The following is a 26,696-nucleotide window of genomic DNA, read 5'->3' as shown; positions in this document are numbered from 1 at the left end:
CCTCGGGCGTTCGCCTGGGCTCGCCGGCGATGACGACGCGCGGCTTCGGCACGAAGGAAGCCGAGATCGTCGGCAACCTGATCGCCGACGTGCTGGACAACCCGGAAGATGCGGCTACGCTCGAACGCGTGCGCGGCCAGGTCAGCGAGCTGACCAAGCGTTTCCCGGTCTATCGCTGATCGCCGATGCGCTGCCCGTTCTGCCGGCATGAGGACACGCAGGTTGTCGATTCCCGCGTGTCCGAAGATGGCGCCGCGATCCGGCGCCGCCGCCGCTGCTCCGCCTGCGACAAGCGTTTCACGACGTACGAGCGCGTGGAGCTGGCGTTGCCGGCGGTCGTCAAGAAGGACGGCAGCCGCACGGAATTCGACCGCCGCAAGATCGTCGCGAGCATGCAACTGGCGCTGCGCAAGCGGCCCGTTGCGGCGGATGCGATCGACGCGTCGGTCGCCCGCATCGAGTATCAACTGCTCGCTACCGGCGAGCGCGAGGTGCGCAGCGAGAAGCTCGGCGAACTCGTCATGAACGAGTTGCGCGAGCTCGACACCATCGCTTACGTGCGCTTCGCATCGGTCTATCGGCGTTTCGAGGATGTCTCCGAATTCGCCGACGTGATCGAGGAATTCCGCCGCGCGGTGCCGGCCAAGCCGGGCCCGGCCCGCAAGCGCTGATTTCCTTTCCTTCCGCTTCATTCCCGCTCTCCTGAACCGATCTCGTCGCAACGATTGTTGCCGGCGATGACGGTTTGCGCCATTAGGCCGTTCGGCCAATGGCGCGCCTGCGTTCATCCCGCTACAGTCCTCGCATCGTTCTGGCGAAGCGGGGTTGGGCATGCGGATCACGAAACGGATGGCGGGCGTCACGCTCGTGGAATCGATGCTGGCGATCGCGCTGCTTGCGATCGTTGCGGCCTACGCGTCGCCATCGTTCGTTGCCTGGCGGCAGCGCGACCGAGTGGAAGCCGGTGCGATGTCGATGCTGGCGGCGCTGGCCACCGCACGCGTCGAGGCCGTGTCGCGAGGCGTGCGTGTCGCGGTTTGCCGCGGCGATCAGAACCCCGTATGCGCAACGAGCGGGGGCACTTGCAAGATCGAAGGTGAGTGGTCGTGCGGATGGAGCATCGTGTTGCCCGATTCGCACCGGCATGAGCCGGCAGTGCTCCGGCGAGTGCCGGCCATGCCGGGTGTGCGGGTCGACGGCGCGGCCGGTGGTGTGGTGTTTACGCCGCCTGCGGGGCAGGTGATCGGCGGCTTTCGGCGCTTCGAATTTTTACCGCAGGAGCTGCGCGGCGTGGTGGACGGCGCACGAGCAATACGCGTTGCGCGTTGCCTCAGGATTGCCGCAGGCGGCCGCGCGCGCGTCACGGCTGGACGCTGCGGGGCAACGCAATGAGGTGCGCGCGAAGGATGGCCGGCAGCGCTTTGCTCGAAGTGGCGATCGCGATGCTGTTGCTTGCGGGTGCAACGATTGCCGTGCTCGGCGCGCAACTCGCGATGCAGCGGGCGGCATCCGAAGCTGCCACGCGCATGCGGGCGTTGCGGATGGCCGATTCATGGGCGGAACTTGCGCGCAGCGGAAGTACCTCGACGATCGACCTCGTGCGTGCCTCGGCAGGTTTGCACGACATGCAAATCGACAGCACGATGCGCGCTGCATTCGCACAGGTCGAAGTGCGATGGCGGCGCGATGTACCGGCATCGAACGATAGGGTTTGCAGCCAGGGTTGCGTGGCGTTGGCGTTCTCGGCGGGAGGGGAGCGATGAGGCGACGTCATACCGAGCAGGCGCATACGCTCATCGAAGCATTGATCGCGCTGGCGTTGGCGGCCTTCGTCGTGGCCGCCGCCGTGTCGCTCTACCGAGCGCAACGCAGCACGCATGGGGCGTCGCTCGACGGCATGCGGGCGCGCGATGCGGCATCCACGGCGCTGGCCTTGATCGCGCAATCGGTGCGCATGGCCGGTTTCGTGCCGCTCGATACGCCGGTTGGCGCAGCGAGCGCGCCACTGTTCGGATGCGCGTCGGCACGGCCATCCGGAGATCCGGCGCGACCCGGCTGCTCCGGCGCGACGACCGATTCCGACGGCCTGCAGGTGCACTACATCGGCGACGCGGTATCGACCTGGCCGACCGCGAGCGGGCAGGTGACCGACTGTCTCGGGCAAGGCGTCGGTGCGGAGGTCGAGCGTCCATCGATCGTCAATCGCTACTTCGTTCGCAACGGCAGCCGCAGCGGCGAACCGGAACTCTATTGCGAGGGCGGCGGCCGCCCCGGTGTGGCCCAGCCGCTTGTGGAGGGCGTCGAACGGTTGCGCATGCGTTACCGCTTGCACGACGAGGCGGCATGGCGAGACGCCGGAACGATCACGGGGGCGGCATGGGCGAACGTGGTGGCTGTCGAAGTCTGCGTCGAGGCGCGTGGTGCGCCAGGGTCGCGGGCAAACCGCTATGTCGATTGCGATGGTCGAGCACGTGTGGTCCGGGATGGTCGGGCACGCTGGATCGCACGGCAATGGCTGTCGTTGCGTAACGGCATTGCCGCCGAAGGCGCCACGCGATGAACCGAGCCCGTTTCATCGCGCTATCGCACGGCCACCGCCGGCACGAGCGCATGACGGGTGCGGCCCTGCCGGGCGTGCTTGCCATCTTGTCCGCGATGCTCGTCGTCAGTGCGGGAGGTTTCGAGATGTCGATGTCCGATGCGCGCGCGGTGGGCGCTTACGCATCGCGCAGCATCGCCTTCCACGCCGCCGAGGCCGCGCTGGACGCATGCGAGCGAAGCCTGGCCGAGCGCGTCGCCCTCATCGCGCGGCCGATGCGGACATCGAGCGTGCGGAGCGCGGTTGGCGAGCCGAGTGGATGGCGGCAACCTGGCGCCCTCGATGGCCCGGCCGCGCTGCATCCATTCCCGAGCTGGCCCGGCGCCGCGATGCCGCCTGCGTGCCTGATCGAACGCTGGCCGCTCGCTTCGCATCCACGATGGCAGGCCTATCTGCTGACTGCGGCCGGAACCGGCACGACGCGCACCACGCGCATCTGGCTGCAGGCGCAGGTCGCGTTCGAGGGCGATGTGATGGTCGCGCGGCGTTGGCGTCATGTCGTGGCGGCCCCGTTCGAGGGGAATGCACCGTGATCCGACTGCGCACATACAGGTGCCGCTCGAACAGCATGTCGGCCTTCACGCTGATCGAACTGACGATCGTTTTGGCGGTCGCCGCCGTGATTGCGGCATTCGCGGTGCCGTCGTATCGGCGGCAGATCGAGCGCGGTCATCGTCTCGCCGCCGTCACGGCGCTCTATCGCGCCGCGCACGATCTGGCTGCGCGTGGAGGCGGCGAGCCGGGCAAGCAGCCCGTCGAGCTGGGTCCGATCCCGGAGCAGGGCGCGCCGGTATACCGGCTGACAGTCGAGTCGGCGGGTTCGGAAGGCTATGTGTTGAGCGCGACGCCGGAGCGGCAAGGGCCGATGGCCGAGGACCGCTGCGGCAGCTATCTGCTGCGTTCGGACGGTTCGCGAGCCAATCGGATACCGGGGGCGGAAGCCAGCCCGGAAGAACCGCGGCCGGCGTGCTGGATGATGTGATGAAGGGCGCCGGCACGATATGCCGGCACCCGCAGGATCAGGGCCTGTCGCTGTCTTTCGTCGCGACGTGATGCGCACCGGTGGCGGCGCCGCCAACCTTGATGGCTTCCGCCGCGGCCTTGTTGCGTTGGGCGCCGCGCCAGATCTGGTAGGCCTCCCACACCGCGAAGCCGACCGATCCCCATTTCAAGGCTGGGACGGCGCTTTTGGCGACCAGCGAACGCACCGGCTTGGCGAGCACGGCCGACACGAGCGAGCTGACGAGCGGGTATTGGCTGACGATCGAACCGAGGCTCGCGTTGATGCCTTTCGCCGAGCGGCTGAACGAGCTGCCCGAAAAGCCGGGCATCAGCAGCTTCAACCAGCGGAAGTGCGTCACGGCCTGGCGCAGTTCAGCGCCGGCTTCGGCCAGTTCGAGGCGTTCGACGTCCGAGCGCAGGATCAGCAATTCCTTGCGCAACGCACGGTACTGCGTGGGACTGAGCCGCCGCCGCGAACGCGGCTGGCGGAACGGGTCGTCCGAGGCGGATGAGTTCATGGCGCGTGGGCGTGAAGTGGGTCAGGGCTTGCCGCGAAACAGTTCGCGGTCCTTTTCGAGCTCGTGCAGCGTGGCCTCGAAGACGCTCGGCGCTTCGCGAAGGCCGCTGCGGGCCTTGAGCCCGCAGATCAGCGCGCCGATCGCGTAGATTGCCGTAATGCCGGCCAGCGACTGCCAGCGGTAGGTGTCCCAGAATGCGATCGCGACCAGCACGGTCATGCTGATCAGGGCCATCGTGGCGAGCATCATCGCGCCGAGGCCGAGGAACAACACGCCGATCAGGCGCTCTTTTTCCTCGGCGAGCTCGATCCCGACCAGCTCCAGCCGGGTTTGCAGGAGCGCGAATACGGACCCGAGCAGGCGGCGCAACGGGCCGTGTGCTGAATGGAGCGGTGGCGTATCTGTCGTCATGGATGGGGCGCTTGCGCGTGCAGGAGGCGGCGAGCCGAAGCCGGCCGGCGCGAAGGACGCCGGCCGGCCCGGCAGCGGGACACGGCGCCGCTTGCGGGCGCCGCAGTGGAACTTACTTGCGGTTGATCAGCAGGCCGATCAGCACGCCCACGCCTGCGGCAATGCCGATCGAGGTCCACGGATGTTCGTGAACGTAGTCGTCGGTGGCGCGCGCGGCCTTCTTGCCCTTCTCGACCACCACGACCTGAACGTCGGCGGCCTTTTCCTTCGCCTGCTTGAGGCGCGACAGCGCCTTTTCGCGAAGTTCCGACGCGCGATCACCCGTGCTGGCTGCCGCTTGTTTCAGCAGGTCTTCCGCATCCGCGAGAACGGTTTTGATATCCGACATCAGTTTCTCCTTGTTGATTTCCGACATTGCAACTCCCTTTGTGCAGAGGTACCACATAGCACACATCCTAGCGAAACCCGTGCCCGCTGGCGAGCAAGGGGTGCCGGATCGCGGCAGAGGCCCGCCAGAGGGCATGACGGGTCATGGTAAACGACTGGCGATAAAAGGAGGGAGTGAATCGCTTGCGAAAAAGTTTCCCCAAACTTTCAATGTGCCGGGAAAAAATGACAAAACCTCATGTCGATCTGACGGAATAATCGTTGCCCGAACAGCCTGTTGACGTAAGCTTGAGCTTTGGCCGCGCGCGTGCCGCGCCTGGCCGCCAACCACCGGTTCATCCATCCTGGAGGAGCAACATGAGTCTACGTCTTGGCGATATCGCACCCGACTTCGAGCAGGATTCGAGCCTCGGCCACATCAAGTTTCATGAGTGGCTCGGCAGCAGCTGGGGCGTTCTGTTCTCGCATCCGGCCGACTACACCCCGGTGTGCACGACCGAACTGGGCCTGACCGCGAAGCTCAAGGGCGAGTTCGAGAAGCGCAACGTGAAGGCGATCGCGCTGTCGGTCGACAGCGCCGAGTCGCACAAGGGCTGGATCGGCGACATCAACGAAACGCAATCGACGGTCGTCAATTTCCCGATCCTCGCCGATGCCGACCGCAAGGTCTCGCAGCTGTACGACATGATCCACCCGAACGCGAACGAAACGCTGACCGTGCGTTCGCTGTTCGTCATCGATCCGAACAAGAAGGTGCGCCTGACCATCACCTATCCGGCCAGCACCGGCCGCAATTTCGACGAAGTGCTGCGCGTCATCGATTCGCTGCAACTGACCGACAACTACAAGGTCGCCACGCCGGGCAACTGGAAGGATGGCGACGATGTCGTGATCGTGCCGTCGCTGAAGGACGAGGAAGAGCTGAAGCAGCGCTTCCCGAAGGGCTACAAGGCCGTGCGTCCGTACCTGCGCCTCACGCCGCAGCCGAACAAGTGATCGCCGTGGCCGCCGCGCGCGGCCACGCGACACGCCATTGAAAACGGGCATCGCAAGCCACGCTGCGATGCCCGTTTTTCGTCGGTGCGAGGATCGGGGCCGGTGCGCTCCCGCTCGGTCGATCAGATCAGAAGAACGCCTGAATGCCGGTCTGCGCGCGGCCGAGGATCAGCGCATGGATGTCGTGCGTGCCCTCGTAGGTATTGACCACTTCGAGATTGACGAGATGGCGCGCCACGCCGAATTCGTCCGAGATGCCGTTGCCGCCGAGCATGTCGCGCGCGAGCCGTGCGATGTCGAGCGCCTTGCCGCACGAATTGCGCTTCATGATCGAGGTGATCTCGACAGCCGCGGTGCCTTCGTCCTTCATGCGGCCGAGGCGCAGCACACCCTGCAGGGCGAGCGTGATTTCGGTCTGCATGTCGGCCAGCTTCTTCTGGATCAACTGGTTGGCGGCCAGCGGGCGGCCGAACTGATGACGATCGAGCACGTACTGGCGCGCCGTGTGCCAGCACGCTTCGGCCGCACCGAGCGCGCCCCAGGCGATGCCATAGCGCGCCGAATTCAGGCAGGTGAACGGGCCGCGCAGGCCACTGACGTTCGGCAGCAGGTTTTCCTCGGGCACGAACACCTCGTCGAGCACGATCTCGCCGGTGATCGACGCGCGCAGGCCCACCTTGCCGTGGATCGCCGGGGCGGACAGCCCCTTCCAGCCCTTTTCGAGGATGAAGCCGCGGATCGTGTCGCGGCCGTCCTCGTCGAGCTGCGCCCACACCACGAACACGTCGGCGATCGGCGAATTCGTAATCCACATCTTCGCGCCCGACAGCGCGTAGCCGCCCGCCACCTTCTTCGCGCGCGTGATCATGCTGCCCGGGTCCGAGCCGTGATTCGGCTCGGTCAGGCCGAAGCAGCCGATCCATTCGCCGCTCACGAGCTTCGGCAGATATTTCTGCTTCTGCGCCTCCGAACCGAATTCGAAGATCGGCACCATCACGAGCGACGACTGCACCGACATCATCGAGCGATAGCCGGAATCGACGCGCTCCACCTCGCGCGCGATCAGCCCGTAGCTGACGGCGTTCAGGCCGGGGCCGCCGTATTCCTCGGGGATCGTCGGGCCGAGCAGGCCGATTTCGCCCATCTCGCGGAAGATCGCCGCATCGGTTTTTTCGTGACGGAACGCGTCGGTCACGCGCGGCATGAGCTTGCCCTGCGCGTAAGCGTGGGCGGCGTCGCGGATCATCCGTTCGTCGTCGGCGAGCTGCTGGTCGAGCAGCAAAGGGTCGTCCCAATGGAAAGTGGCGGCAGCCATGTTTCATCTCCTTGCTTGACTGGAGTTTCGCTGTGCGGAACAATGTTCTGCAAATTGACAGCCAGTGTAGCACCGTATGAATTCATCCCGTCTTGATCCGGCGCTCGACGAGCGCAAGTTCGTCACGGCGCTTGCGCGCGGTCTCGATCTGCTGCGCGCGTTCCGTCCCGGCGAAACCATGCTCGGCAATCGCGATTTCGTGGAGCGCACCGGTTTGCCGAAAGCGACCGTGAACCGGCTCGCCTACACGTTGAGCGTGCTCGGCTATCTGCGCTTCGACGAGGCGCTCGGCAAGTACGCGCTCGACGCCGGCGTGCTGTCGCTCGGCTATGCGTTGCTGTCCGGCGCCAGCGCGCTCGACGTGGCGCGTCCGCACATGCAGGCGCTCGCGCGCGAGATCGGCGCGGCCGTCTCGCTCGGCTGCCGAGACGGCCTCGACATGATCTACCTCGAAACGATCCGCAGCGAGACGGCGCTCACGTTGGGGCTGGCCGCCGGTTCGCGGCTGTCGATGCTGACGAGTTCGATGGGGCGGGCCTATCTGGCCGTGCAGCCGGCCGATGCCTGCGCGGCGCTGCTGGCGGAGTTGAAGCGCGGCGTGGTGCCGGCGCGCGCGGGCGCGTCACGCGTGGCGGCGGCCGAGCGCGCGCTGGCCGATTTCGCGAGCGACGGGTGTTGCTATTCGTTTCGCGACTGGCACGACGACGTGAACGCGGCAGCCGTGCCGTATCGCGAGCCGCGCGAAGGGCGCTGGCTGATCCTCAGTTGCAGCGGGCCGGCGTCGTCGATGGGCGAGGAGGTATTTCGCAAGCGCATCGGCCCGAAGCTGCGCGCGCTGGCGCAGCGGCTCGGCGAGCCGGGCTGAGCGCGAAACAACGGAAAGCGCCGGGCCGCCATGGCCACGGCGCGCCAGCGGCGCTCAGACGTGCGCGGGCTGCGCGAACACCGGCCCCTGCATGAGCCGCACGTCGTACTGGCGCAGCAGCGAGAACTGCGTTTCATCGGATACCTGATCAAAGATGATCGGCACCTTCATGCGCTGCGCATAGCCGACCAGCGCCTTCACCATGCCGTCGCGCAACGCGACCGTGGCATCCATCTTGATGTAGTCCGGGCGGGCCAGCTCCGATTCGACCGCGAGAATGCGCCCCGGATCGGGCAGCTTGTCGGCCACCTTGAAGCCGTGATGCTGATAGCTCTTGGTCAGATAGCCGACGAACGTCTTGTGCGCGACGGCGGCGGCCGGCAGCTCGATCACGACGCGTTCGGGGTTGATGCCGAACTGGCGCAACACGGCGCCGAAATGCTTGCCGTGATCGTATTTGACGCTCTTGAGCAGCCGCTCGTGCACGCGCAGGAACAGCAAGCCGTGACGCTGCGCGCCGAAGAAGTTGATCGCGTGGAGTGCGCGCGAGAGCCGGTCGAACTCGACCAGCAGCGTGTCTTCGCCGATCGCCTCGAACGGATCGAGCGGTATTTCGCTTTCCGAACTGAGCACCGCCTGGAATCCGAGTTCGTCGCCGTAGCGCTCGATCGCATCGGCGAACGACGAGGATTGCGGCGCGCCGGGCATCGTCACGTCATAGATCGGTTGATAGGTACTGCCAAGCGTGATGCCGGACAGCGTGGCGATAGCCGCGTTGCCGCCCGGGGCCAGCGCGAGATGCTCGCGCAGATAAGGCCGGGCGCCGGCGCGTTCGACCAGTTCGGGGATGGTGAGCGGGATCATGGTGGGATTGGGTAGGCAAACGGAGCGAAGCGGCCCGAGTACCTCAAGGATAGTAGCAGTGCCGGCAAGGTGCAGTTCGGCGTTTTGGTCATATGGATATCGACCGGGCACGGCGGGCGAGGGCGGGATCAGGGTATACAGCGGTTACGTTATGGGAAATTGGTTTTACCATTCGTAACGTTGCGCGCAGGCGGTGGCCGCCTGTGCCGTATCGCATGCCCTGCATGCCCCGCATGTCCGAGAGACGACACCACCGGAGACGCCCGATGCCCCGATTTCAGCCCGTCACCCTGCCCAGCCGTGGCCTGCCTCGTACGATCGCCGTCGCTGAATCGATATCGGCATCGCTGCACGCCTTGGCCGGAGCCGCGCGATGAGCGCCGCGCGCACGCTTGAAGTCGATCGCGTGATCGAAGATACGCGGCGGCCCGGTTTCCACGCGCTGCTGCTGGTGCTGTGCGGCGCCTGCCTTGTCATCGATGGTTTCGACGCGCAGGCGATGGGCTACGTCGCGCCGAGCGTGATCGCCGAATGGGGGGTGGCGAAATCCGCGCTGGGCCCGGTGTTCAGCGCGAGTTTGTTCGGCATGCTGATCGGTGCGCTGGGGCTATCGGTGCTGGCCGACCGGATCGGCCGCCGGCCGGTGCTGATCGGCTCGACGCTGTTTTTCGCGCTGACCATGCTCGCCACGCCGTTCGTCTCCACCATCCCGACGCTGATCGCGCTGCGCTTCGTCACGGGGCTCGGCCTCGGCTGCATCATGCCGAACGCGATGGCGCTGGTCGGCGAGTTCAGCCCGGCCGCGCACCGCGTCAAGCGGATGATGGTCGTGTCGTGCGGCTTCACGCTCGGTGCGGCGCTGGGCGGCTTCATCAGCGCCGCGCTGATCCCGGCGTTCGGCTGGCGCGCGGTGTTCTTCACGGGCGGCGCGGTGCCGCTCGTGCTGGCGCTGGCCATGCTCGCGTGGCTGCCCGAATCGCTGCAGTTCCTGGTGCTGAAGGGCCGTGTCGAGCGCGCCCGTGCGTGGCTGGCCGGCTTCGCGCCGAGCCTGGCGGTCGACGCGCAAACGCGCCTGGTGGTGCGCGAGCCGGCCACCGACGGCGCGCCCGTCGCCGAGCTGTTCCGCGCCGGCCGCCTGCCCGTCACGCTGCTACTGTGGGCGATCAGCTTCATGAACCTGATCGATCTGTACTTCCTGTCGAACTGGCTGCCGACCGTGATGCGCGATGCCGGTTATGCGTCGTCCACGGCCGTGATCGTCGGCACGGCGTTGCAGACGGGCGGCGTGGTCGGCACCTTGCTGCTCGGCAGCCTGATCGAGCGCTTCGGCTTCGTGCGCGTGCTGTTCGTCTGCTTTCTCGGCGCGGCCGTGTCGGTGGGCGCGATCGGTGCGGTGGCGGGTGCGTTGCCGTGGCTGCTTGCCGTGGTGTTCGCGGGAGGATTCTGCGTGGTCGGCGGCCAGCCGGCCGTCAATGCGCTGGCCGGGCAGTTCTATCCGACCGCGCTGCGTTCGACCGGCATCGGCTGGAGCCTCGGGATCGGCCGGATCGGCTCGGTGCTCGGGCCGCTGGTCGGCGGGCAACTGATCGCGCTGAACTGGAGCAATGCGTCGCTGTTCCATGCCGCGGCGCTGCCGGTGCTGGCCTCGGCGCTGTTCGTGCTGGGGCTCGGCGTTGCCACGCGTGGGCGTGGGCCGCAGGCGCGGCAGGTGGCTTGAGGCGGTTGGAGATGGCTTGAAGTGAAGCGCTCCGGGTGCCGTTTGTGCTGGGGCGGGCCGCAGGCAATTCGTGCTGTCGGAGCTTGCTGGAGACGAAGCGCTCGGCGCTGTTCGAGCTGAGGTTCGGCATGCGGGTTGACGCCGTTGAACGTTGTTCAAGGCGAAGCACTCGCTTTTACCCGAAGCAGGGCAATCGGCCAGCCGCCCTGGCCGATGAGCTTCGCCGAGGCGCTCGCCCGCGACGCATGACAACGGCGTCCGGCTCAAGCGCCGCCGTCCTCAGACGCCGCGCCGCCGCTCCCACAACGCGGCCATCACGAACGCGAGCGCCGCGGCCACCATCACGCCGACCAGTGCATCGCTGCCCCAGGCGTTCATCAGCGAGCCGGCCACGATCGGGCCGCCGAAGCTCGCCGCGCTCCACGACGCCGACACCAGCGAACTGGCCGTGACGAGCGCCGCGCCGCGAAAGCGCTCGCCGCACGCGACGATCGACAGCGTATAGGTGCTGCCCGCCGCCGCGCCGATCACGAACAGCAGCGGCCAGCACAGCCACGGGTTCGTGATGACCAGCGGCAACAGCGGCAACAACAGCGTCACGACGATGCCCGCGCCGAGATGCACGCGCGCGCGTCCGAGCTTGTCGGCCAGCCAGCCGATCGGGAACTGCATGGTGGTATCGCCGAGCAGTGTGATGGACGCCAGCAGCACGGCCACGCCGCTCGCCACGCCGCGCTCGATCCCGTAGATCGGCAGCAGCGACAGCGCCAGCGTGTCGAACAGCGCGAAGAACGCGGTGCCGACGATCAGCGCCGGCATCAGCGGCAGCACGCGCCGCCAATGATCGTGCTCGGCCTCGCCGTGATGCGGCTCGCTCGCGCCGGGCGGGCGGCGGATCGCGGCCAGGGCCGGCAGCGCCAGCAGGAACAGCGCACCGCACAGCGCGAAGCGCGTGCTGTCGAGATCGGCGATCCGGCTGACCAGCACCGGGCCGGCCATCTGGAACAGCGTGAAGTTGGTGGCGTAGATGGCGACCACGCGGCCGCGCGTGGCGTCGTTGGCCAGTTCGTTGACCCAGGCCTCGCCGATCGTGAACAACAGCATCAAGGCCGCGCCGCACAGTGCGCGCAGCACGGCCCAGATGACGAGATCGGCGGTGGCCTGCATCGCGGCGGTGGCCGCGGCGACTGTCAGCACCGACACGACGATCGATTCGCGCGCGCCGAAGCGGCGCGTGAGCCAGGTGACGAACGGCACGATCGCCAGGCCGCCCCCCGCTTGCGCGGCGGTCAGCATGCCGACCACGCCGGTGCCGTGGCCCGATTCGGTCAGCGCGAGCGCGGTCAGCGGCAAGGTCGCGCCGGTGCCGAGGCCGACCACCGCGACGCTGAGGATCAGTGCCAGGAAATCGCGGGTAAGGATGGTTTTCATTGGCCGAGATGCTACACCGGGCGCGGCTTTCCGGCCATGATGCGGGTCGTGCCGGCGGCGTTGCCCGGCGGGATGCCGGCGCCATCCTTACCGTCGGCCGGTGCGTTGCGAGCGTGAGGCCGGTGAAGCCTGTGTGGCCGGAGCGGCAGGTGCGGCAGGTTGGGGAGGTGCGGCGGATGCCGCCGCCGGTGCGCCGCTCAGGCCAGCGTCGACGGCCCCGCGAACGGCCGGCGTTCGAGCGAGGCCGACCACAGCGTCAGCGCCAGCGCGCCGAGCGCCATCATGACGCCCACCCAGGGCAGCTGCGTGAGCGGCATGCCCGCGCCGATCGCCATGCCGCCGAGCCAGGCGCCGGTGGCGTTGCCGAGGTTGAAGGCGCCCTGGTTCAGCGTCGAGGCGAGGTTCGGCGCCTCGCTGGCGCGATCGACGATCAGGATCTGCGCGATCGGCACGATGGCGAATGCGAGCACGCCCCACAGGAAAATCGTCACGAGCGCGGGGATCGGCAGGTGCATGGTGCTGCCGAACACCACCTGCACGAGCCCGATCAGCGCGAGCGTGACGATCAGCGACGGCATCCGGCGCCAGTCGGCCAGCTTGCCGCCGATCGTGCCGCCCACCGTCAGGCCGAGGCCGAACAGCAGCAGCACCAGCGTGACTTCGTGCGGCGAGAAGTGCGTGACGTCTTCGAGGATCGGCGTGATGTAGGTGAACACCGAGAACAGGCTGGCCGAGGCGAGCACGCTGATGCCGAGCACCATCAGCACCTGCGGATTGCGCATCACGCGGAATTCGCGCGCGATGCTGGTGGAGGGCATCTCGAGCCGGCGCGGCAGGCACAGCGCGAGCGCGCCGGCTGCGGCCACGCCGATCGCCGTCACGGCCCAGAACGTCGAGCGCCAGCCGAACGCCTGGCCCAGCGCGGTGCCGAGCGGCACGCCGAGCACGTTGGCCAGCGTGAGGCCGGTGAACATCAGCGCGATCGCCTGCGCGCGGCGGTTCGGTGCGACCAGGCTGCTGGCCACCACCGAGCCGATCCCGAAGAACGCGCCATGGCAGAACGCTGTCACCACGCGCGCGGCCATCAGCAGGCCGTAGTTGGGGGCGATCGCGCACAGCAGGTTGCCGGCGATGAACACGCCGATCAGGCCGAGCAGCGCCTGGCGGCGCGGCATCTTCGCGGTGACGACGGCGAGGATCGGCGCGCCGATCGTGACGCCGAGCGCATAACCCGACACCAGCATGCCGGCGGCCGGGATCGACACGCCGAGATCGAGCGCGACGTTGGGCAGCAAGCCCATGATGACGAATTCGGTGGTACCGATTCCAAACGCGGCGATGGCAAGAGCGAGGAGCGGCAACGGCATGGAGAGGTCCGGGGCTAACGGGCCGGATTCTGGCGTCGCGGGATGCGGCGCGCGGGGGATCGGGCAGGGATAGCCGCGATTCTAGCTTGGTAAAAACCCTGATAAATGGGGCTGGAAACGCTGTGGCGTCTGCGCGACGCAAAGGCGGCCGAGGCTGCGTGAGCCGGCCGATCCTGCCCCTGTTCGCCTGTCAGGCGGGCGGTGCGCTGCCCCAGCCGTTTTCGAACACGCAATCCTCCACGGGCACGCGCTCGGCCCATTGCGCTTCCTCCAGCATCGGCCGCGTGTAGAACGCATCGACATGGCCGAGACACAGCACGGCGATCGGCTTGGCGCCGTCGGGCATGCCGAGCAATTCGCGCAGCGCGTCGACGTCGAACAGCGACACCCAGCCCATGCCGAGCCCTTCGGCGCGCGCCGCGAGCCACATGTTCTGGATCGCGCAGGCGGCCGAGGCGAGATCCATCTCGGGCAGCGTGCGGCGACCGAACACGTGGCGCTCGCGGTCGTCGCCGAGCGCGACCACCAGGATCTCGCCGCATTCGCGGATGCCCTCGACCTTCAGCCGCATGAATTCGTCCTGACGCTCGCCGAGCGCGTCGGCGGTGGCGCGTCGTTCGGCGTCGACCAGCGCGTGGATGCGCTCGCGCAGCGGCCGGCTGGTGATGCGGATGAAGCGCCACGGCTGCATGAAGCCGACGCTCGGCGCGTGATGCGCGGCGCGGATCAGCCGCGCGAGCACGGCCGGGTCGACCGGTTCGGAGGTGAAATGGCGCATGTCGCGCCGCTCGAAAATCGCGCGGTAGACGGCGGCGATCGAGGAATCGTCGAAACGCATGGGGAGGCTGTCGGGGCTGCTGGACCGCCGGGGGCGGCGGCCGGAGCCGGCACGATAACAGATACCGCGCCAATGCAGCGCCGCAAGGGGCGCGGCGGGAATGCGACGTACGGGGGAGGGGGCGGAAGGCTGCGCCACCGGCCGGCCGAGCAGGGCCGGCGGTGGCGCGTGGGCTTACTGCAGGCCGGTGACGACGTCGCCGCGTTCATCCACCGCATCGTGGACGTAGCCGTAGCGGCCGTTCGAGCGCGGGCCGAAGTGGTAGAGCGCGTGCTCGACGAAGCTGCGCGTGCGGGCCGGCACGAACTGGCGGTTCGGATAGACCACGGCCAGTTGCGCATCGGTGTCGTCGATCCGGTAATCGGCCAGCAGCCGCACCAGCTCGCCGCGCGAGATCGCGTCGGCCACGAAGCTCTCGGGCAGCATCGCGATGCCCGAGCCGGCCAGCGCGGCGGCGCGCACCAGCCAGGCGTCGTTGATCGTGTAGGCCGGCTGCAGCGTGACCAGGTGCGCGAAGCGGCCGGCGTCGAGGAAGCGCCAGGTGAAGCCGTGCGCCGCCAGCGGCAGCGCGACGGCCGCATGGCGGGCCAGCTCGTCGGGGCGGTGCGGCTCGCCGTGCTGTTCGAGGTAGGCGGGCGAGGCCACCGCGATGAACGGATCGGGCGCCAAGGCGTGGCTGATCAGCGCCTCGCCGTCGTCCACCTTGCGGCCCGCGACGATCGCGGCGTCGAACGACGTGTCGAGCCCGTCGATCGGGCTTTCGGCGATGGTCAGTTGCACGCGCACCTTCGGATACTGGCGGCGGAACCCGTCGATCAGCGGCGTGAGCCGTTGCGGCGACAACGAACCGGACACGGCGATCCGCAAGGTGCCGACCGGCTCGCGGATGGTGTGCGCCACCGATGCCTCGAGATGATCGAATTCCTCGAGCAGCGCGCGGCAGCCGTCGAGATAGCGCGTGCCGGCCTCGGTCAGCGAGAGGTTGCGCGTGGTGCGGTGGATCAGCCGGGTGTCGAGGTGCGTCTCGAGCATCGCGATCGAACGCGTGACGAGCGCATTGGACACGCCCAGCTTGCGCGCCGCTTGCCGAAAGCTTTGTAGCTCGGCGACGCAGACGAACACCCTCATGGTTTGGATCTGGTTCATAGCTTTGTCGGCCCGTTCGATGATTGTGCTTGTGTGTGCCGTGTCGTGGTGCCCGTCAAACGCTGTCGGATCAGCCCGGGTGAATTATCTAATACGCACGGCTCGGTAAATTGTTCAATAAAGTGGTTAAGTCAGTCAACCGATTAATTCGACAAATTTGCCGGTATTTTTAACAGGTTGGCGCCGATAAAGCGTCACCTATGCAATCGAATAAATTGGTTAAGTTGATGAATTTAATGAGTTTTATTTTTTTATTTGGCCGATTTTGGTGACCTGAAAAATTTTCTTTTTTGTCTGTATTTTGGAATTCACGGAATCGAAAATTCCGAATGTCACGGAACAAAAAATGCCTGATCCATCTGCCGCCTCGGTCGCGCGGCAGGTGAGCAAATAAATCGGCTTCGATCCATTCGGTTAATCCCGCACGACGCGCGGCGTCGGCTGTGCCGTATGGCCGATTGGCCAGGGGGCTTGCGTGCGGGGCCGGTTCGCGGAATGAACGACGGTTCCGGTGCGCCCGCACCCTGTCTCAACGCTCCCGCTCCTGCCCGCCCATGCCCCATAACGACTATTCGCCGATCCCCTGTCCCGTCGTGGTTCCGCTCGACGCGATCCTTCCCGAGGAACCGCTGCTGATGATGGGGGCCGGCCCCGTGCCGATCCCGGCCGCGGTTGCCAAGGCGAATGCGATCGTGATCAACCACCTCGGCGCGACGATGGCGAAGATCATCGAGCAGGTGAAGGAGATGGCGCGTTATGTGTTCCAGACCCGCACGAAATGGGTGCTCGGCGTGGCCGGCCCCGGCTCGGCGGCCATGGAAATGGCGATCTCGAACCTGGCCTGGCGCGGCACGCGCGTGCTGTCGATCCGCAACGGCTTCTTCAGCGCGCGGATGGCCGAGATGGCGATCCGGATCGGTGCCGACGTGCGTTATCTCGACGTGCCCGATCGCGAGGCCGCCAGCCTGGAAGCCGTGGCCGAGGCGATCGCGCGCGAGCAGCCCGAGATCGTCACGATCGTGCACGGCGAAACCTCGAACACGGTCTGGAACCGGCACCTGAAGGAGATCGCGGCGCTGGCCAAGGCGGCCGGCGCGCTGGTGGTGGTCGATGCCGTGTGCACGCTGTCCACCATGCCGCTCGACATGGATGCCTGGGGTATCGATGCGGTCATCACGGGCGGGCAGAAGGGCTTGTCGTCGATTCCGGGCGTGTCGCTGATCGCGTTCTCGGACGCCGCCTGGACGCGCATGAAGCAGCGCCCCGAGCCGAACGCGCACTGGTGCCTCGACATGTCGCTGGCCGAGAATTTCTGGCACAACGCCGGTTATCACTACACGGCGCCGGTGTCGGGCGTGCTGGCGTTGCACGAGGCGCTCCGGCTGGTGTGCCAGGAAACGCTGGAAAGCCGCTACGCGCGCCATCAGCGCTGCGCCGTGGCGCTGCAGGCCGGCGTCGCCGCAATGGGGCTCGAACTCTATACGCCGGAAGAATGCCGGCTCAATTCGGTGGTCGGCATCCGCGTGCCGGAAGGGCTGACGCCCGGCCTCATCTGCGGGCACATCTCCCAGCATCACCAGGTCGAGATCTCGGGTTCGTTCGGGCTGCCGATCGTGCGGATCGGCCAGATGGGCGAGCAATGCCGGGAACACAATTTGTTCCGCACGCTGCACGCGTTCGGCCGCACGATGGTGGATCTGAAGGTGCCGGTCGACCTGTCGGGCGGGGTGGCCGCGCTGGAGCAGGCGCTGTCGAACCGGTTGTAGGAAGGAGGGGCGGCCGCGTCTGCCGCCCAGGTCATTCAGCCGCTTGCCGCGCGGGCGGGCGCCCGCGCGCGAAGTTGAACCTCAGGCCGCCGCGCCGGTTTGCGCGCCGGCGCGGTTCTGGCGCTGATAGAGCATCAGCGAGATCACCACGCCCGCCGCGGCCGCCACGGCCGCGAACAGGAACACCTGCGGATAGCCGAACTCCCCGGCCACGTAGCCGGCCAGCGGGCCGGTGATGCCGAGCGACAGATCCAGGAACACCGAATAGGCCGACAGCGCCGCGCCGCGGCTGGCCGGCGGCACCAGCGACACGGCCTCCACGCCGAGCGCCGGGAAGATCAGCGCGAAGCCGAAGCCGGTCAGCGCGGCGCCGGCCAGCGCGACGTGCGGTACCGGTGCGAGCCACAGCAGCAGCAGGCCCAGGCACTCCACCACGAACGAGACGATCGCGACGCGGAACCCGCCGTAATTCTTGATGGTGTTCGCGAACAGCAGGCGCGAGCCGATGAACAACACCCCGAACACCGTCAGCGACAGCGCCGCGTTCGGCCAGTGGCGCGCGGCGTAATAGAGCGCGATGAACGTCGAGATCGAGCCGAACCCGGCCGAGCCGAGCGCGAGGCCGATGCCGTGCGGCAGCACGCGCGTGAACACGCTGGCGTACGACATCCGTTCACCGTGCACGAGCGGCACCGGTGCGAGGCGCAGCGCGAACCAGTAGCCGATCGCCGCCAGCGCCACCATCAGCACGCCGAGCAGCGCCGCATTGACCGAGTGCGCGATCGCCACGCCGAGCGGGGCGCCGATCGCCAGCGCGCCGTAGGTGGCGATGCCGTTCCACGAAATCACGCGCGCATTGTTGGTCACGCCGACCCGGCCGATCCCCCAGAGGATCGCGCCCGTGCCGCACAGGCTTTCGCCCACGCCGAGCACCAGCCGGCTGGCCAGCAGCAGCACCAGGCTGACGGCCGGCCAGCGCACGAACAGCAGCGCCACCAGCAGCAGCACGCCGCTCGCGCCGCAGCCGAGCAAGCCGCGCAGCACGGTGCGCTTCGGGCCGAGCGTGTCGGCGCAGCGCCCGGCCAGCGGCCGCGAGGCCAGCGTCGCCAGGTATTGCACGCTGATCGCCGCGCCGGCCACCACGGCCGACAGCCCCAATTCCTCGTGCACGAAACCCGGCAATACCGCGAGCGGCAGGCCAATCGTCAGATAACAGACAAAGGTGAACGAGACGACGGACAGGATTTGCAGGGTCGTCGAGAACCCGCTGCGCGGGGTCGAAGCAGAATCGGAGGACATGGGCGAAATCGGCGGGGACGGAACAGCGCGTCAGTAGAAACCCGAATTGTTGCATGGAACGCCGTTCCGTGCAGGTACCGTTTAGTTCATCCGACGAATGCTGTGGCGTGTCTGCTGCGTCCCGATATGGGCGAGCCAGTATGAGCCGCATGCGATTCGGGCTATGGGTTGCGATTTTCGGCGGTGTTAGCTTGCGAACCATCGACCCGACCCGAGCGCCGGCCGGCCGTATGCTGTGGCCAGGCCCGCGCCGCCGGGTTCCCCGCGAATTCAACCAGCGACACCCGATGAGCCAGCCGATCCGTTTCCATCACCGTCAGGCGATCCGCGAAGTCAGCGGCGCCGACGTGACCCGTACCGTTCTCCAGTATCTGCGCGAGGACGCGCACTGCACCGGCACCAAGGAGGGCTGCGCCGAAGGCGACTGCGGCGCCTGCACCGTGGTGCTCGGCGAGCTGACGCCGTCCGGCGGCGTCGAGTTCAAGGCCGTCAACGCGTGCATCCAGTTCCTGCCGACGCTCGACGGCCGCGCGCTGTTCACCGTGGAGGACCTGCGCCAGCCCGGCGGCGCGCTGCATCCGGTGCAGCAGGCGATGGTCGATTGCCACGGCTCGCAGTGCGGGTTCTGCACGCCGGGTTTCGTGATGTCGATGTGGGCGTTGTACGAGAAGGCCGGCTTCGAGACGGCGGCGCGCAACATGATTCCGATCGTGCCGGACAGCAGCACGTCGGGCCCGTGCACGCCGCCCGCCGTGCCGTCGCGCGAGGCGATCGCCGACGCGCTGACCGGCAACCTGTGCCGCTGCACCGGCTACCGGCCGATCGTCGATGCGGCCGAGCAGATGTTCGGCATGCCGCCGCCGGCCGCGCCGCTCGATCGCGCCGCGCTGGCCCGCACGCTCGCCGCACTGCATCGCGACGACACGTTCCACTACGCACACGCCGGTCGCAGCTTCGATGCGCCGCGCAGCATCGAGGCGCTGGCCGCGCTGCGCGCCGCGAAGCCGCAGGCACGCCTGCTGGCCGGCAGCACCGACGTCGGCCTGTGGGTCACCAAGCAGTTGCGCGACCTCGGCGACGTGATCTATCTGGGCCAGGTTGCCGCGCTGCGCGAGATCGCCGAGGCCGACGGCTGGCTGGAGATCGGCGCGGGCGTGACGGTCGAGCGGGCCTACGCGGCGCTGGCCGTGCATTACCCCGAACTGACCGAGATGTGGCGGCGCTTCGCCTCGCTGCCGATCCGCAACGCGGGCACGCTCGGCGGCAACGTCGCGAACGGTTCGCCGATCGGCGATTCGATGCCGGGGCTGATCGCGCTCGGCGCGCATGTCGTGCTGCGCGGCCCCGACGCCACGCGCGAGCTGCCGCTCGAAGCGCTCTACCTCGCCTATCAGAAGAAGGACATGGCGCCCGACGAATTCGTCGCTGCGCTGCGCGTGCCGCTGCGCACCGGCGCGCGCGCGAACCTGCAATTCCGCACCTATAAACTTTCGAAGCGCTTCGATTCGGATATCTCGGCGGTTTGCGCGGCGTTCTCGTTCATCGCCGACGGCGACACGATCCGCGAACCGCGCATCGCGTTCGGCGGCATGGCCGCCACGCCCAAGCGCGGCGCGCACACCGAGGCCGCGCTCGACGGCGCGCGCTGGCACGAAGCCACCGCGCAGGCCGCGATGCAGGCGCTCGAACGCGATTACGCGCCGCTGTCCGACATGCGCGCGACCGGCGCCTACCGGCTCGATGCCGCGCGCAACCTGCTCTACCGGTTCTGGCTCGAAACGCGCACCGATGCGCCGCTCGCGAGCACCGCGCTGAACGTGCGCTGCGTGGCGGCGGCGTCGCCTTCGCCTTCGTCCGAACCTTCGCCGGCATCGGCCGGCCGCTGACCCTGGAATCCGGAGCCCTCACCATGAATCAGCAAGCCGAATCGTTCCTCCAGGATCTCGAGTTCCGTCAGGTCCATGTCTCGCTGCCGCACGAATCCGCGCATCTGCATGTGAGCGGCCGCGCCACCTATACCGACGACATCCCGGTCATGGCCGGCACGCTGCACGCTGCGCTGGGCCTGAGCACGCAGGCGCACGCGCGCATCGTCGCCACCGATTTCGAGGCCGTGCGCGCCATGCCCGGCGTGGTCGCGGTGTTCACCGCCGAGGACATTCCCGGCGTCAACGATTGCGGCCCGATCATCCACGACGATCCGATCCTGGCCGACGGCCTCGTGCAGTTCGTCGGCCAGCCGGTGTTCATCGTCGTGGCGACTTCGCACGACACGGCGCGGCGCGCGGCGCGCCTCGCGAAGATCGACTACGCGCCGCTGCCCGCGATCCTGACCGCCCAGGCCGCGCGTGCGGCCGAATCGTACGTGCTGCCGCCGATGCGGCTGGCGCGCGGCGATGCGGCGGCCAAGGCCGCCGCCGCCGCGTTCCGCGACGCGGGCGAGATGACGCTCGGCGGCCAGGAGCAGTTCTATCTCGAAGGGCAGATCGCCTACGCGGTGCCGAAGGACGACGACGGCATGCATGTCTATTGCTCGACGCAGCACCCGAGCGAGATGCAGCATCTGGTGGCGCATGCGCTCGGCGTGGCCTCGCACAACGTGCTGATCGAGTGCCGGCGCATGGGCGGCGGCTTCGGCGGCAAGGAATCGCAGTCGGGCATCTTCGCGTGCTGCGCGGCTGTCGCGGCGTGGAAGCTGCTGTGTCCGGTCAAGCTGCGCCCCGATCGCGACGACGACATGATGATCACCGGCAAGCGCCACGATTTCCATTACCGCTACGAGGTCGGCTACGACGCGAGCGGCCGGATCGACGGCGTGTCGGTCGACATGACCTCGCGCTGCGGCTTCTCGGCCGACCTGTCCGGCCCGGTGATGACGCGTGCCGTCTGCCATTTCGACAACGCGTACTGGCTGCCCGACGTATCGATCGCGGGCCATTGCGGCAAGACCCACACGCAATCGAACACCGCGTTTCGCGGCTTCGGCGGGCCGCAGGGCGCGTTCGCGATCGAGTACATCGTCGACAACGTGGCGCGCTCGCTCGGGCTCGACCCGCTCGACGTGCGCTACCGCAACCTCTACGGCAAGGACGACAACAACGTCACGCCCTACGGCCAGACCATCGAGGACAACGTGCTGCACGCGCTGCTCGGCGAGCTGGAGGCGACCAGCGGCTACCGCGCGCGCCGCCGCGCCGTGCGCGAATTCAACGCGGCCAACCCGGTGCTGAAGAAGGGCATCGCGATCACGCCAGTCAAGTTCGGCATTGCGTTCAACGTCGCGCACTTCAATCAGGCCGGCGCGCTCGTGCACATCTACACCGACGGCTCGATCCTCGTGAACCACGGCGGAACCGAGATGGGGCAGGGGCTCAACACCAAGGTGGCGCAGGTGGTGGCGCACGAGCTGGGCGTTGCGTTCGGCCGCGTGCGCGTGACGGCCACCGATACGAGCAAGGTGGCGAATACCTCGGCCACCGCGGCCTCCACCGGCTCCGACCTGAACGGCAAGGCCGCGCAGGATGCGGCGCGGCAATTGCGCGAGCGGCTCGCGGCGTTCGCGGCCGAGAAGCTCGGCGACGGCAGCGTGAGCGCCGCCGAGGTGCGCTTCGCCGACGATCGCGTGTGGGTCGGCGCTCAAGCGCTGCCGTTCGGCGAGGTGGTGGCGAAGGCGTACCTGGCGCGCGTGCAGCTGTGGTCGGACGGTTTTTACGCCACGCCGAAGCTGTATTGGGATCAGGCCAAGCTGCAGGGCCGGCCGTTTTTCTACTACGCGTACGGCGCGGCTGTCAGCGAGGTGGTGATCGATACGCTGACGGGCGAGATGCGCGTGCTGCGCGTCGATGCGCTGCACGACGTGGGTGCGTCGCTGAACCCGGCGCTCGACAAGGGGCAGGTGGAGGGCGCGTTCATCCAGGGCATGGGTTGGCTCACGACCGAGGAGCTGTGGTGGAACGACGGCGGCAAGCTGATGACGCACGCGCCTTCCACCTACAAGATCCCGACCGTCAACGACACGCCGCCCGAATTCCACGTGAACCTGTTCCGCAACCGCAACGTGGAAGACAGCATTCACCGCTCGAAGGCGGTCGGCGAGCCGCCGCTGCTGTTGCCGTTCTCGGTGTTCTTCGCGGTGCGCGACGCGGTGGCCGCGGTGGGCGACTACCGTGTGCAGCCGCCGCTCGAAGCGCCGGCCACCGGAGAATCGATCCTTCGGGCGGTGCAGGCCGTGCGGGCGGCCGCTTCGGCGCAAGCCGCTGAAGCCACGCAAGCCACGCAAGCGGCTCAACCTCCGGAGGCATGACGCGATGCGGCCGATTCCGTCGTCGATTCAGGTCGGGCGCCGGCGCGAGCCGGCCATTGCGTCACGCCCGGCGCCGATGCATGTCGTGCTGTTCGGCGCGGGGCATGTCGGCCATGCGCTCGTCGCGTTGCTCGCGCATCTGCCCTGCGTGGTGCAGTGGGTCGATACGCGCGACGAATGCTTCCCCGACGAGGTGCCGCCGAACGTGCAGCCCGAGCCGACCGACACGCCCGACGTGCTGGTGGACGCCGCGCCGCCCGGTGCGTATTTCCTCGTCATGACGCACAACCACGCGCTCGACTTCGCGCTGGCCGAGCGAATCCTGCGGCGCGAGGATTTCGCGTATTTCGGCATGATCGGCTCGCGCACCAAGCGCGTGCGGTTCGAGCGGCGGCTCGTCGCGCGCGGCGTTGCGGCCGCGCACCTGGCCGACATGGTGTGCCCGATCGGCGTGGGCGGCATCGTCGACAAGGCGCCGGCCGCGATCGCTGTGGCGGTGTGTGCCGAGTTGCTGCAGGCCCGCACCGGCGCGCCGTGCGCGTGGCGCAAACAGGCGGCGGCCGAGGCTGCGCTCGCGCCGTGAACGGCCCTGTGGAATGACATGGCGCGCGCCGCTGCGCAATTCGATCTTTTCAAACGCGGCGCTTTTCGCGAAGATAGCCGGCACTGTTTCCCAACGAGACGGCCCTCGCGGGCCGGCACCGACAACAATGCCGAGACATCTTCCTTCATCGCGCCGCGCCTGCGCTCGCGCCATTCTGCTGGCCGCCGCCCTCGCGGCCGGCGCATTCACCACCGTCGCCCACGCCGTCGAGCTGCACGTCATGAATTCGGGCGGCTTCACGGCCGCCTATCAGCGCCTCGCGCCGAAATTCACCGCCGCCTCGGGCGATACGCTCGACATCATCTACGGCCCGTCGATGGGCGAGACGCCGCAGGCGATCCCGAACCGCCTCGCGCGCGGCGAGCCGGCCGACGTCGTGATCATGGTCGGCTACGCGCTCGACAAGCTGATCGCCGAAGGCAAGGTGCGCGCCGATTCGCGCGTCGAGCTGGCCGATTCGCGGATCGGCGCGGTGGTGCGGGCCGGTGCGCCGGTGCCCGACGTCAGCACGCCCGAGGCGCTGAAGGCCGCGCTGCTGGCCGCGCCGTCGGTGGCCTATTCGGACAGCGCGAGCGGCGTGTATATCGAGCGCGAGCTGTTCGACAAGCTCGGCATCGGCGCGCAACTGAAGCCGAAGGCGACCAAGGTGCCGCGCGTACCGGTGGCGTCGAAGGTGGCCGACGGCAGCTATGCGCTCGGCTTCCAGCAGGTGGCCGAACTGCTGCCGGTGAAGGGCGTCGCGTTCGCCGGGCGGATTCCCGAATCGCTGCAATCGATCACGCGCTATGCGGCCGGCATTCCGGTGAACGCGCCGCATCCCGAAGCGGCGCGCAAGCTGCTCGACTATCTGGCTTCGCCGGCGGCGCGCGCCGATGTGGAAGCGACCGGGCTCGACCCGATCGCGGCGCATTGAGGCGCCGAGGCCAGCCACGTTGATTCGAGGCGCCGCTTGGCGCCGTTTCATTGACCCACGATTGCGGCCGCCTCGCGCGGCCGTTCGTTTTCATTCCGGATTCCCGATGACCGATTCGACCTCCACCACCACCGGCACCGCCGACGTGCAAGCCTACTTCGACACGATCATCTCGACCTGCGCCGCAATCGAGGCCTGGCTCGCCGGCACCGCCACCGATGCAGCCTCGCTCGATGCGTTGCTCGCGCAGTTCGCGCCGTGCTTCACGATGGTCGGCACCGACGGCGCGCAGTTCGATCACGCCGGCCTGCGCACGTTGTTCGCGCGGCTGGGCGGCGGCAAGCCGGGGCTGCGCATCACGTTTTCCGCGATGCGCGCGATCGCGTGCTACCCGGGCGGCGCGGCGATCGGCTACGACGAGCATCAGCACGACGCGACGGGCGCGCTGCGCTCGCGCCGCTCGACGGCCGTGCTCGAACGCGAGGCGGCGAGCGGCGCGATCCGCTGGACCCATCTGCAGGAAACGTGGATCGGCGCGTAAGCACGCCCTTGCCCAGGATGCCTTAGCGTTTTTTGCGTGCTCGCGTGCCGGTCAGCCCGTCGGACACCGATTTCACGAACGCGCCGAGCCAGGCGATGTCGGTCGGCCGGTCAGGCTGCGGATGGGCAAGCTGGTAGCAGAGGATGCGCGGAAACGGCACGGGCGGCTCGGCGATCACGAGCGGCAGCAGTTGCGCGTAGTGCATCGCGAAGCGGCGCGTGGTGGTGAAGATCAGGTCCGATTGCAGCAGCACCTGCGGCACCACGCCGAAATACGGCAGCGTGGCGACCACCCGGCGTTCGAGTCTGGCGCGCGCCAGGCCGATCTCGATCGCGTTGCGTGCCGCGCCCGTATACGGCGTGGGCGCCAGATGCGCGGCCGCCGCGTAGGCTTCGCGCGTGAGCGGCGCGTGCGCGAGCGGATGCGTGTCGCGCATCAGGCACACCACCGCATCGCGGAACAGCTCGCTGCGTGTGAAGCGCGGCTCCGGCTTTGGCCAGTTCGCGATCACCAGATCGAGCTGGCCCGAATCGAGCGCGCCGGCGTGATCGAGCGCCGGGTTCAGCGAATCGAGCTCCAGATGCGCGAGCGGCGCGGCCTCGCGAAAGCGCGCGATCAGCGTCGGCATGAAGAAATCGTTGAGGTAATCGGGCGCGGCGATCCGGAATGTGCGGCGCGAGCGGGCCGGATCGAAATCGCCGTGCGGCGTGGCGATGAAATCGACGTCGCGCAGCGCGCGTTGTGCGGCATCGAGCAGCGACGCGCCGTATTCGGTCGGCACCATGCCCGACTTGCCACGCACCAGGATCGGATCGTTGAGAATTTCGCGCAGCCGCCGCAGCGCGGTGCTGATGGCCGGCTGCGTCTGGTTCAGGCGCAGCGCGGCTTGCGTGACGCTGCGCTCCAGCAGCAGCGTGCGCAGCACCCGCACCAGCCAGATATCGAGCGAGGCGGTGCGGGCGTCGGTGGCGTGGAGGTGGGTGGGATCGGGGAGCATCGGCGGTCGGGAGCCGGTCGGGCACATATCGCGCCTACGATACCGGAGCGCGTCGCGCAGGCGGCGCGGCGCGCGCTATCCGGGGTATCAGCGGCGGCCGGGCGGCAGCGCGCTGATTCGCTTCACTTCCTTCGATTCGAGCCAGTTCGGCGTGCGCGCGCAATACAGCACCATCGACAGCGCATCCTCGCCCCAGAACAACTGACGGTTCATCCAGAACGTCGGCACGCCGAACACGCCGAGCGCGATCGCGTCCTGCGTGTTGCGGTCGAGGTGTTCGCGGGTGGCGTCGGCGTCGATGCGCGGATCGTCGGCGGCGATGCCGACGCGCTCGCACAGCGCCGCGAAGCCCTCCTCGGTGGTCGGGTCCCGCCCTTCGCGCCAGATGAAGCGGAAGATCTCGCGCACCGTCGCGAAATCGGCCGACACGGCCACCGCGAGCCGCATGATCCGCGACGAATCGAACGGGTGCGCGGGCGGCATGCGGAACGGGATGCCGAGCTGATCGGCGCGGAACAGCGCGTGGCGGTACGTGAACACGCGCTTGGCCGGCACGTCGTACATCGGGCGCTGGCCCCAGTGATGCTGAAGCACCGGCAGCGAAACCGGCACCGGCTCGAACGGCATGCTCGGCCACTTGTCTTGCTGCTCGAGCAGCAGGTACGTGAACGGCGACAGGAAATCGTAATACCAGCGCGGCTGGCTGGCGTCGTGGCCCACGGTCATCTGGGAATCTCCTGTGGAATGGCGCGGGGCGGCGCGGCCCGCGAGCCGTCATGGTACGCAATGGCGGAGCCGCGTGCAGCAATCGCGGCGA

At 68.1% G+C, this 26,696-nt stretch carries 27 protein-coding genes and 1 pseudogene; 16 read left to right on the top strand and 12 right to left on the bottom strand.

Annotation, left to right across the window (positions count from 1 at the left end):
• The 7 genes and pseudogenes from glyA to ACYP33_RS03705 all read left to right on the top strand — a co-directional run.
• Positions 1-179: pseudogene (gene glyA, locus ACYP33_RS03735) on the top strand (serine hydroxymethyltransferase); the annotation flags it as partial.
• 6 nt (positions 180-185) lie between these two features.
• Positions 186-671: a transcriptional regulator NrdR gene (nrdR, locus tag ACYP33_RS03730; protein ID WP_414450276.1), complete on the top strand. Its 486-nt coding sequence runs from the start codon at positions 186-188 to the stop codon at positions 669-671.
• 160 nt (positions 672-831) lie between these two features.
• Positions 832-1,392 carry a GspH/FimT family pseudopilin gene (locus ACYP33_RS03725; protein WP_459619783.1) on the top strand — a complete coding sequence of 187 codons (561 nt, stop codon included), beginning with the start codon at positions 832-834 and terminating at the stop codon, positions 1,390-1,392.
• 14 nt (positions 1,393-1,406) lie between these two features.
• Positions 1,407-1,763 carry a type IV pilus modification PilV family protein gene (locus ACYP33_RS03720; RefSeq protein ID WP_459619781.1) on the top strand — a complete coding sequence of 119 codons (357 nt, stop codon included), beginning with the start codon at positions 1,407-1,409 and terminating at the stop codon, positions 1,761-1,763.
• A complete protein-coding gene (locus ACYP33_RS03715) occupies positions 1,760-2,560 on the top strand; it encodes a PilW family protein (RefSeq protein WP_459619786.1) in 801 nt (266 codons plus the stop codon). The genes ACYP33_RS03720 and ACYP33_RS03715 overlap by 4 nt, the downstream gene beginning before the upstream one ends.
• On the top strand, positions 2,557-3,132 hold the full coding sequence (locus ACYP33_RS03710; RefSeq protein ID WP_459619778.1) for a pilus assembly PilX family protein: 576 nt from the start codon (positions 2,557-2,559) through the stop codon (positions 3,130-3,132). The genes ACYP33_RS03715 and ACYP33_RS03710 overlap by 4 nt, the downstream gene beginning before the upstream one ends.
• A gap of 35 nt (positions 3,133-3,167) precedes the next feature.
• Positions 3,168-3,581 (top strand): type IV pilin protein, encoded by a 414-nt coding sequence (locus ACYP33_RS03705; protein ID WP_459619776.1) that lies wholly within the window; start codon positions 3,168-3,170, stop codon positions 3,579-3,581.
• A gap of 37 nt (positions 3,582-3,618) precedes the next feature.
• Here ACYP33_RS03705 and ACYP33_RS03700 read toward each other — a convergent pair whose 3' ends face one another.
• The 3 genes from ACYP33_RS03700 to ACYP33_RS03690 form a co-directional block, all read right to left on the bottom strand.
• Positions 3,619-4,119, bottom strand: coding sequence for a DUF3318 domain-containing protein (locus ACYP33_RS03700; protein ID WP_459619774.1), 501 nt, complete (start codon positions 4,117-4,119; stop codon positions 3,619-3,621).
• 21 nt (positions 4,120-4,140) lie between these two features.
• Positions 4,141-4,530: a phage holin family protein gene (locus ACYP33_RS03695; protein ID WP_414450269.1), complete on the bottom strand. Its 390-nt coding sequence runs from the start codon at positions 4,528-4,530 to the stop codon at positions 4,141-4,143.
• 112 nt (positions 4,531-4,642) lie between these two features.
• Complete coding sequence (locus ACYP33_RS03690; RefSeq protein WP_414445529.1) at positions 4,643-4,945, bottom strand: ElaB/YgaM/YqjD family protein; 303 nt, start codon at positions 4,943-4,945, stop codon at positions 4,643-4,645.
• 329 nt (positions 4,946-5,274) lie between these two features.
• On the opposite strand from ACYP33_RS03690, the gene ACYP33_RS03685 reads away from it, so the two are divergent.
• Positions 5,275-5,913: a peroxiredoxin gene (locus ACYP33_RS03685; protein WP_414444049.1), complete on the top strand. Its 639-nt coding sequence runs from the start codon at positions 5,275-5,277 to the stop codon at positions 5,911-5,913.
• A 127-nt stretch (positions 5,914-6,040) separates the two neighbouring features.
• Here ACYP33_RS03685 and ACYP33_RS03680 read toward each other — a convergent pair whose 3' ends face one another.
• Positions 6,041-7,228, bottom strand: coding sequence for an acyl-CoA dehydrogenase (locus tag ACYP33_RS03680; RefSeq protein ID WP_414450267.1), 1,188 nt, complete (start codon positions 7,226-7,228; stop codon positions 6,041-6,043).
• 76 nt (positions 7,229-7,304) lie between these two features.
• Here ACYP33_RS03680 and ACYP33_RS03675 point away from each other — a divergent pair, with 76 nt between their 5' ends.
• Positions 7,305-8,093 carry an IclR family transcriptional regulator gene (locus ACYP33_RS03675; RefSeq protein ID WP_414444051.1) on the top strand — a complete coding sequence of 263 codons (789 nt, stop codon included), beginning with the start codon at positions 7,305-7,307 and terminating at the stop codon, positions 8,091-8,093.
• A 54-nt stretch (positions 8,094-8,147) separates the two neighbouring features.
• Here ACYP33_RS03675 and ACYP33_RS03670 read toward each other — a convergent pair whose 3' ends face one another.
• Positions 8,148-8,957 (bottom strand): EAL domain-containing protein, encoded by an 810-nt coding sequence (locus ACYP33_RS03670; RefSeq protein WP_414450265.1) that lies wholly within the window; start codon positions 8,955-8,957, stop codon positions 8,148-8,150.
• Positions 8,958-9,330: 373 nt separating this feature from the next.
• Between ACYP33_RS03670 and ACYP33_RS03665 the strand changes: the two genes are divergently transcribed.
• Complete coding sequence (locus ACYP33_RS03665) at positions 9,331-10,674, top strand: MFS transporter (RefSeq protein ID WP_459619770.1); 1,344 nt, start codon at positions 9,331-9,333, stop codon at positions 10,672-10,674.
• A 279-nt stretch (positions 10,675-10,953) separates the two neighbouring features.
• Here ACYP33_RS03665 and ACYP33_RS03660 read toward each other — a convergent pair whose 3' ends face one another.
• The 4 genes from ACYP33_RS03660 to ACYP33_RS03645 all read right to left on the bottom strand — a co-directional run bounded on the left by ACYP33_RS03660 (position 10,954) and on the right by ACYP33_RS03645 (position 15,456).
• Positions 10,954-12,105 carry an MFS transporter gene (locus ACYP33_RS03660; protein WP_414450263.1) on the bottom strand — a complete coding sequence of 384 codons (1,152 nt, stop codon included), beginning with the start codon at positions 12,103-12,105 and terminating at the stop codon, positions 10,954-10,956.
• A 197-nt stretch (positions 12,106-12,302) separates the two neighbouring features.
• Positions 12,303-13,472 (bottom strand): MFS transporter, encoded by a 1,170-nt coding sequence (locus ACYP33_RS03655; RefSeq protein WP_414450262.1) that lies wholly within the window; start codon positions 13,470-13,472, stop codon positions 12,303-12,305.
• 190 nt (positions 13,473-13,662) lie between these two features.
• Complete coding sequence (bluB, locus tag ACYP33_RS03650; RefSeq protein ID WP_414444056.1) at positions 13,663-14,310, bottom strand: 5,6-dimethylbenzimidazole synthase; 648 nt, start codon at positions 14,308-14,310, stop codon at positions 13,663-13,665.
• A gap of 174 nt (positions 14,311-14,484) precedes the next feature.
• Positions 14,485-15,456 carry a LysR family transcriptional regulator gene (locus ACYP33_RS03645; RefSeq protein WP_414444057.1) on the bottom strand — a complete coding sequence of 324 codons (972 nt, stop codon included), beginning with the start codon at positions 15,454-15,456 and terminating at the stop codon, positions 14,485-14,487.
• A 554-nt stretch (positions 15,457-16,010) separates the two neighbouring features.
• Here ACYP33_RS03645 and ACYP33_RS03640 point away from each other — a divergent pair.
• On the top strand, positions 16,011-17,222 hold the full coding sequence (locus ACYP33_RS03640; protein WP_414450259.1) for a pyridoxal-phosphate-dependent aminotransferase family protein: 1,212 nt from the start codon (positions 16,011-16,013) through the stop codon (positions 17,220-17,222).
• An 81-nt stretch (positions 17,223-17,303) separates the two neighbouring features.
• Here ACYP33_RS03640 and ACYP33_RS03635 read toward each other — a convergent pair whose 3' ends face one another.
• Entirely contained in the window at positions 17,304-18,521 is a 1,218-nt protein-coding gene (locus ACYP33_RS03635; RefSeq protein WP_459619767.1) for an MFS transporter, read from the bottom strand.
• A gap of 53 nt (positions 18,522-18,574) precedes the next feature.
• Here ACYP33_RS03635 and xdhA point away from each other — a divergent pair, with 53 nt between their 5' ends.
• From xdhA to ACYP33_RS03610, 5 genes are all read left to right on the top strand, one after another.
• Entirely contained in the window at positions 18,575-20,407 is a 1,833-nt protein-coding gene (xdhA, locus tag ACYP33_RS03630; RefSeq protein ID WP_459619765.1) for a xanthine dehydrogenase small subunit, read from the top strand.
• Between the two features lie 23 nt (positions 20,408-20,430).
• Complete coding sequence (gene xdhB, locus ACYP33_RS03625; RefSeq protein ID WP_459619764.1) at positions 20,431-22,824, top strand: xanthine dehydrogenase molybdopterin binding subunit; 2,394 nt, start codon at positions 20,431-20,433, stop codon at positions 22,822-22,824.
• Positions 22,825-22,828: 4 nt separating this feature from the next.
• Complete coding sequence (gene xdhC, locus ACYP33_RS03620) at positions 22,829-23,407, top strand: xanthine dehydrogenase accessory protein XdhC (protein ID WP_414444062.1); 579 nt, start codon at positions 22,829-22,831, stop codon at positions 23,405-23,407.
• Positions 23,408-23,534: 127 nt separating this feature from the next.
• Positions 23,535-24,341 (top strand): substrate-binding domain-containing protein, encoded by an 807-nt coding sequence (locus tag ACYP33_RS03615; protein ID WP_459619763.1) that lies wholly within the window; start codon positions 23,535-23,537, stop codon positions 24,339-24,341.
• A 106-nt stretch (positions 24,342-24,447) separates the two neighbouring features.
• On the top strand, positions 24,448-24,882 hold the full coding sequence (locus tag ACYP33_RS03610; protein ID WP_459619761.1) for a polyketide cyclase: 435 nt from the start codon (positions 24,448-24,450) through the stop codon (positions 24,880-24,882).
• A gap of 22 nt (positions 24,883-24,904) precedes the next feature.
• Here ACYP33_RS03610 and ACYP33_RS03605 read toward each other — a convergent pair whose 3' ends face one another.
• Positions 24,905-25,879 carry a LysR family transcriptional regulator gene (locus ACYP33_RS03605; RefSeq protein WP_459619759.1) on the bottom strand — a complete coding sequence of 325 codons (975 nt, stop codon included), beginning with the start codon at positions 25,877-25,879 and terminating at the stop codon, positions 24,905-24,907.
• An 87-nt stretch (positions 25,880-25,966) separates the two neighbouring features.
• Entirely contained in the window at positions 25,967-26,605 is a 639-nt protein-coding gene (locus ACYP33_RS03600) for a 2-hydroxychromene-2-carboxylate isomerase (RefSeq protein ID WP_459619757.1), read from the bottom strand.
• Positions 26,606-26,696 lie beyond the last annotated feature (91 nt).

It is taken from the genome of Burkholderia sp. 3C, assembly GCF_054589155.1.
Note: the sequence above shows the minus strand (reverse complement) of the source record. Positions and strands in the feature narration are given on the sequence as shown.

What these genes read in the sequence shown, in the direction of transcription:
- ACYP33_RS03655 (WP_414450262.1), bottom strand. Translation starts at nt 13,472, where the DNA reads ATGCCGTTGCCGCTCCTCGCTCTTGCCATCGCCGCGTTTGGAATCGGT.
- ACYP33_RS03600 (WP_459619757.1), bottom strand. Translation starts at nt 26,605, where the DNA reads ATGACCGTGGGCCACGACGCCAGCCAGCCGCGCTGGTATTACGATTTC.
- xdhA (WP_459619765.1), top strand. Translation starts at nt 18,575, where the DNA reads ATGGAACGCCGTTCCGTGCAGGTACCGTTTAGTTCATCCGACGAATGC.
- ACYP33_RS03610 (WP_459619761.1), top strand. Translation starts at nt 24,448, where the DNA reads ATGACCGATTCGACCTCCACCACCACCGGCACCGCCGACGTGCAAGCC.
- ACYP33_RS03645 (WP_414444057.1), bottom strand. Translation starts at nt 15,456, where the DNA reads ATGAACCAGATCCAAACCATGAGGGTGTTCGTCTGCGTCGCCGAGCTA.
- ACYP33_RS03695 (WP_414450269.1), bottom strand. Translation starts at nt 4,530, where the DNA reads ATGACGACAGATACGCCACCGCTCCATTCAGCACACGGCCCGTTGCGC.
- ACYP33_RS03665 (WP_459619770.1), top strand. Translation starts at nt 9,331, where the DNA reads ATGAGCGCCGCGCGCACGCTTGAAGTCGATCGCGTGATCGAAGATACG.
- bluB (WP_414444056.1), bottom strand. Translation starts at nt 14,310, where the DNA reads ATGCGTTTCGACGATTCCTCGATCGCCGCCGTCTACCGCGCGATTTTC.
- ACYP33_RS03685 (WP_414444049.1), top strand. Translation starts at nt 5,275, where the DNA reads ATGAGTCTACGTCTTGGCGATATCGCACCCGACTTCGAGCAGGATTCG.
- ACYP33_RS03725 (WP_459619783.1), top strand. Translation starts at nt 832, where the DNA reads ATGCGGATCACGAAACGGATGGCGGGCGTCACGCTCGTGGAATCGATG.
- ACYP33_RS03605 (WP_459619759.1), bottom strand. Translation starts at nt 25,879, where the DNA reads ATGCTCCCCGATCCCACCCACCTCCACGCCACCGACGCCCGCACCGCC.
- ACYP33_RS03690 (WP_414445529.1), bottom strand. Translation starts at nt 4,945, where the DNA reads ATGTCGGAAATCAACAAGGAGAAACTGATGTCGGATATCAAAACCGTT.
- xdhC (WP_414444062.1), top strand. Translation starts at nt 22,829, where the DNA reads ATGCGGCCGATTCCGTCGTCGATTCAGGTCGGGCGCCGGCGCGAGCCG.
- ACYP33_RS03675 (WP_414444051.1), top strand. Translation starts at nt 7,305, where the DNA reads ATGAATTCATCCCGTCTTGATCCGGCGCTCGACGAGCGCAAGTTCGTC.
- ACYP33_RS03720 (WP_459619781.1), top strand. Translation starts at nt 1,407, where the DNA reads ATGGCCGGCAGCGCTTTGCTCGAAGTGGCGATCGCGATGCTGTTGCTT.
- ACYP33_RS03615 (WP_459619763.1), top strand. Translation starts at nt 23,535, where the DNA reads ATGCCGAGACATCTTCCTTCATCGCGCCGCGCCTGCGCTCGCGCCATT.
- ACYP33_RS03670 (WP_414450265.1), bottom strand. Translation starts at nt 8,957, where the DNA reads ATGATCCCGCTCACCATCCCCGAACTGGTCGAACGCGCCGGCGCCCGG.
- xdhB (WP_459619764.1), top strand. Translation starts at nt 20,431, where the DNA reads ATGAATCAGCAAGCCGAATCGTTCCTCCAGGATCTCGAGTTCCGTCAG.
- nrdR (WP_414450276.1), top strand. Translation starts at nt 186, where the DNA reads ATGCGCTGCCCGTTCTGCCGGCATGAGGACACGCAGGTTGTCGATTCC.
- ACYP33_RS03700 (WP_459619774.1), bottom strand. Translation starts at nt 4,119, where the DNA reads ATGAACTCATCCGCCTCGGACGACCCGTTCCGCCAGCCGCGTTCGCGG.
- ACYP33_RS03710 (WP_459619778.1), top strand. Translation starts at nt 2,557, where the DNA reads ATGAACCGAGCCCGTTTCATCGCGCTATCGCACGGCCACCGCCGGCAC.
- ACYP33_RS03705 (WP_459619776.1), top strand. Translation starts at nt 3,168, where the DNA reads ATGTCGGCCTTCACGCTGATCGAACTGACGATCGTTTTGGCGGTCGCC.
- ACYP33_RS03715 (WP_459619786.1), top strand. Translation starts at nt 1,760, where the DNA reads ATGAGGCGACGTCATACCGAGCAGGCGCATACGCTCATCGAAGCATTG.
- ACYP33_RS03635 (WP_459619767.1), bottom strand. Translation starts at nt 18,521, where the DNA reads ATGTCCTCCGATTCTGCTTCGACCCCGCGCAGCGGGTTCTCGACGACC.
- ACYP33_RS03640 (WP_414450259.1), top strand. Translation starts at nt 16,011, where the DNA reads ATGCCCCATAACGACTATTCGCCGATCCCCTGTCCCGTCGTGGTTCCG.
- ACYP33_RS03660 (WP_414450263.1), bottom strand. Translation starts at nt 12,105, where the DNA reads ATGAAAACCATCCTTACCCGCGATTTCCTGGCACTGATCCTCAGCGTC.
- ACYP33_RS03680 (WP_414450267.1), bottom strand. Translation starts at nt 7,228, where the DNA reads ATGGCTGCCGCCACTTTCCATTGGGACGACCCTTTGCTGCTCGACCAG.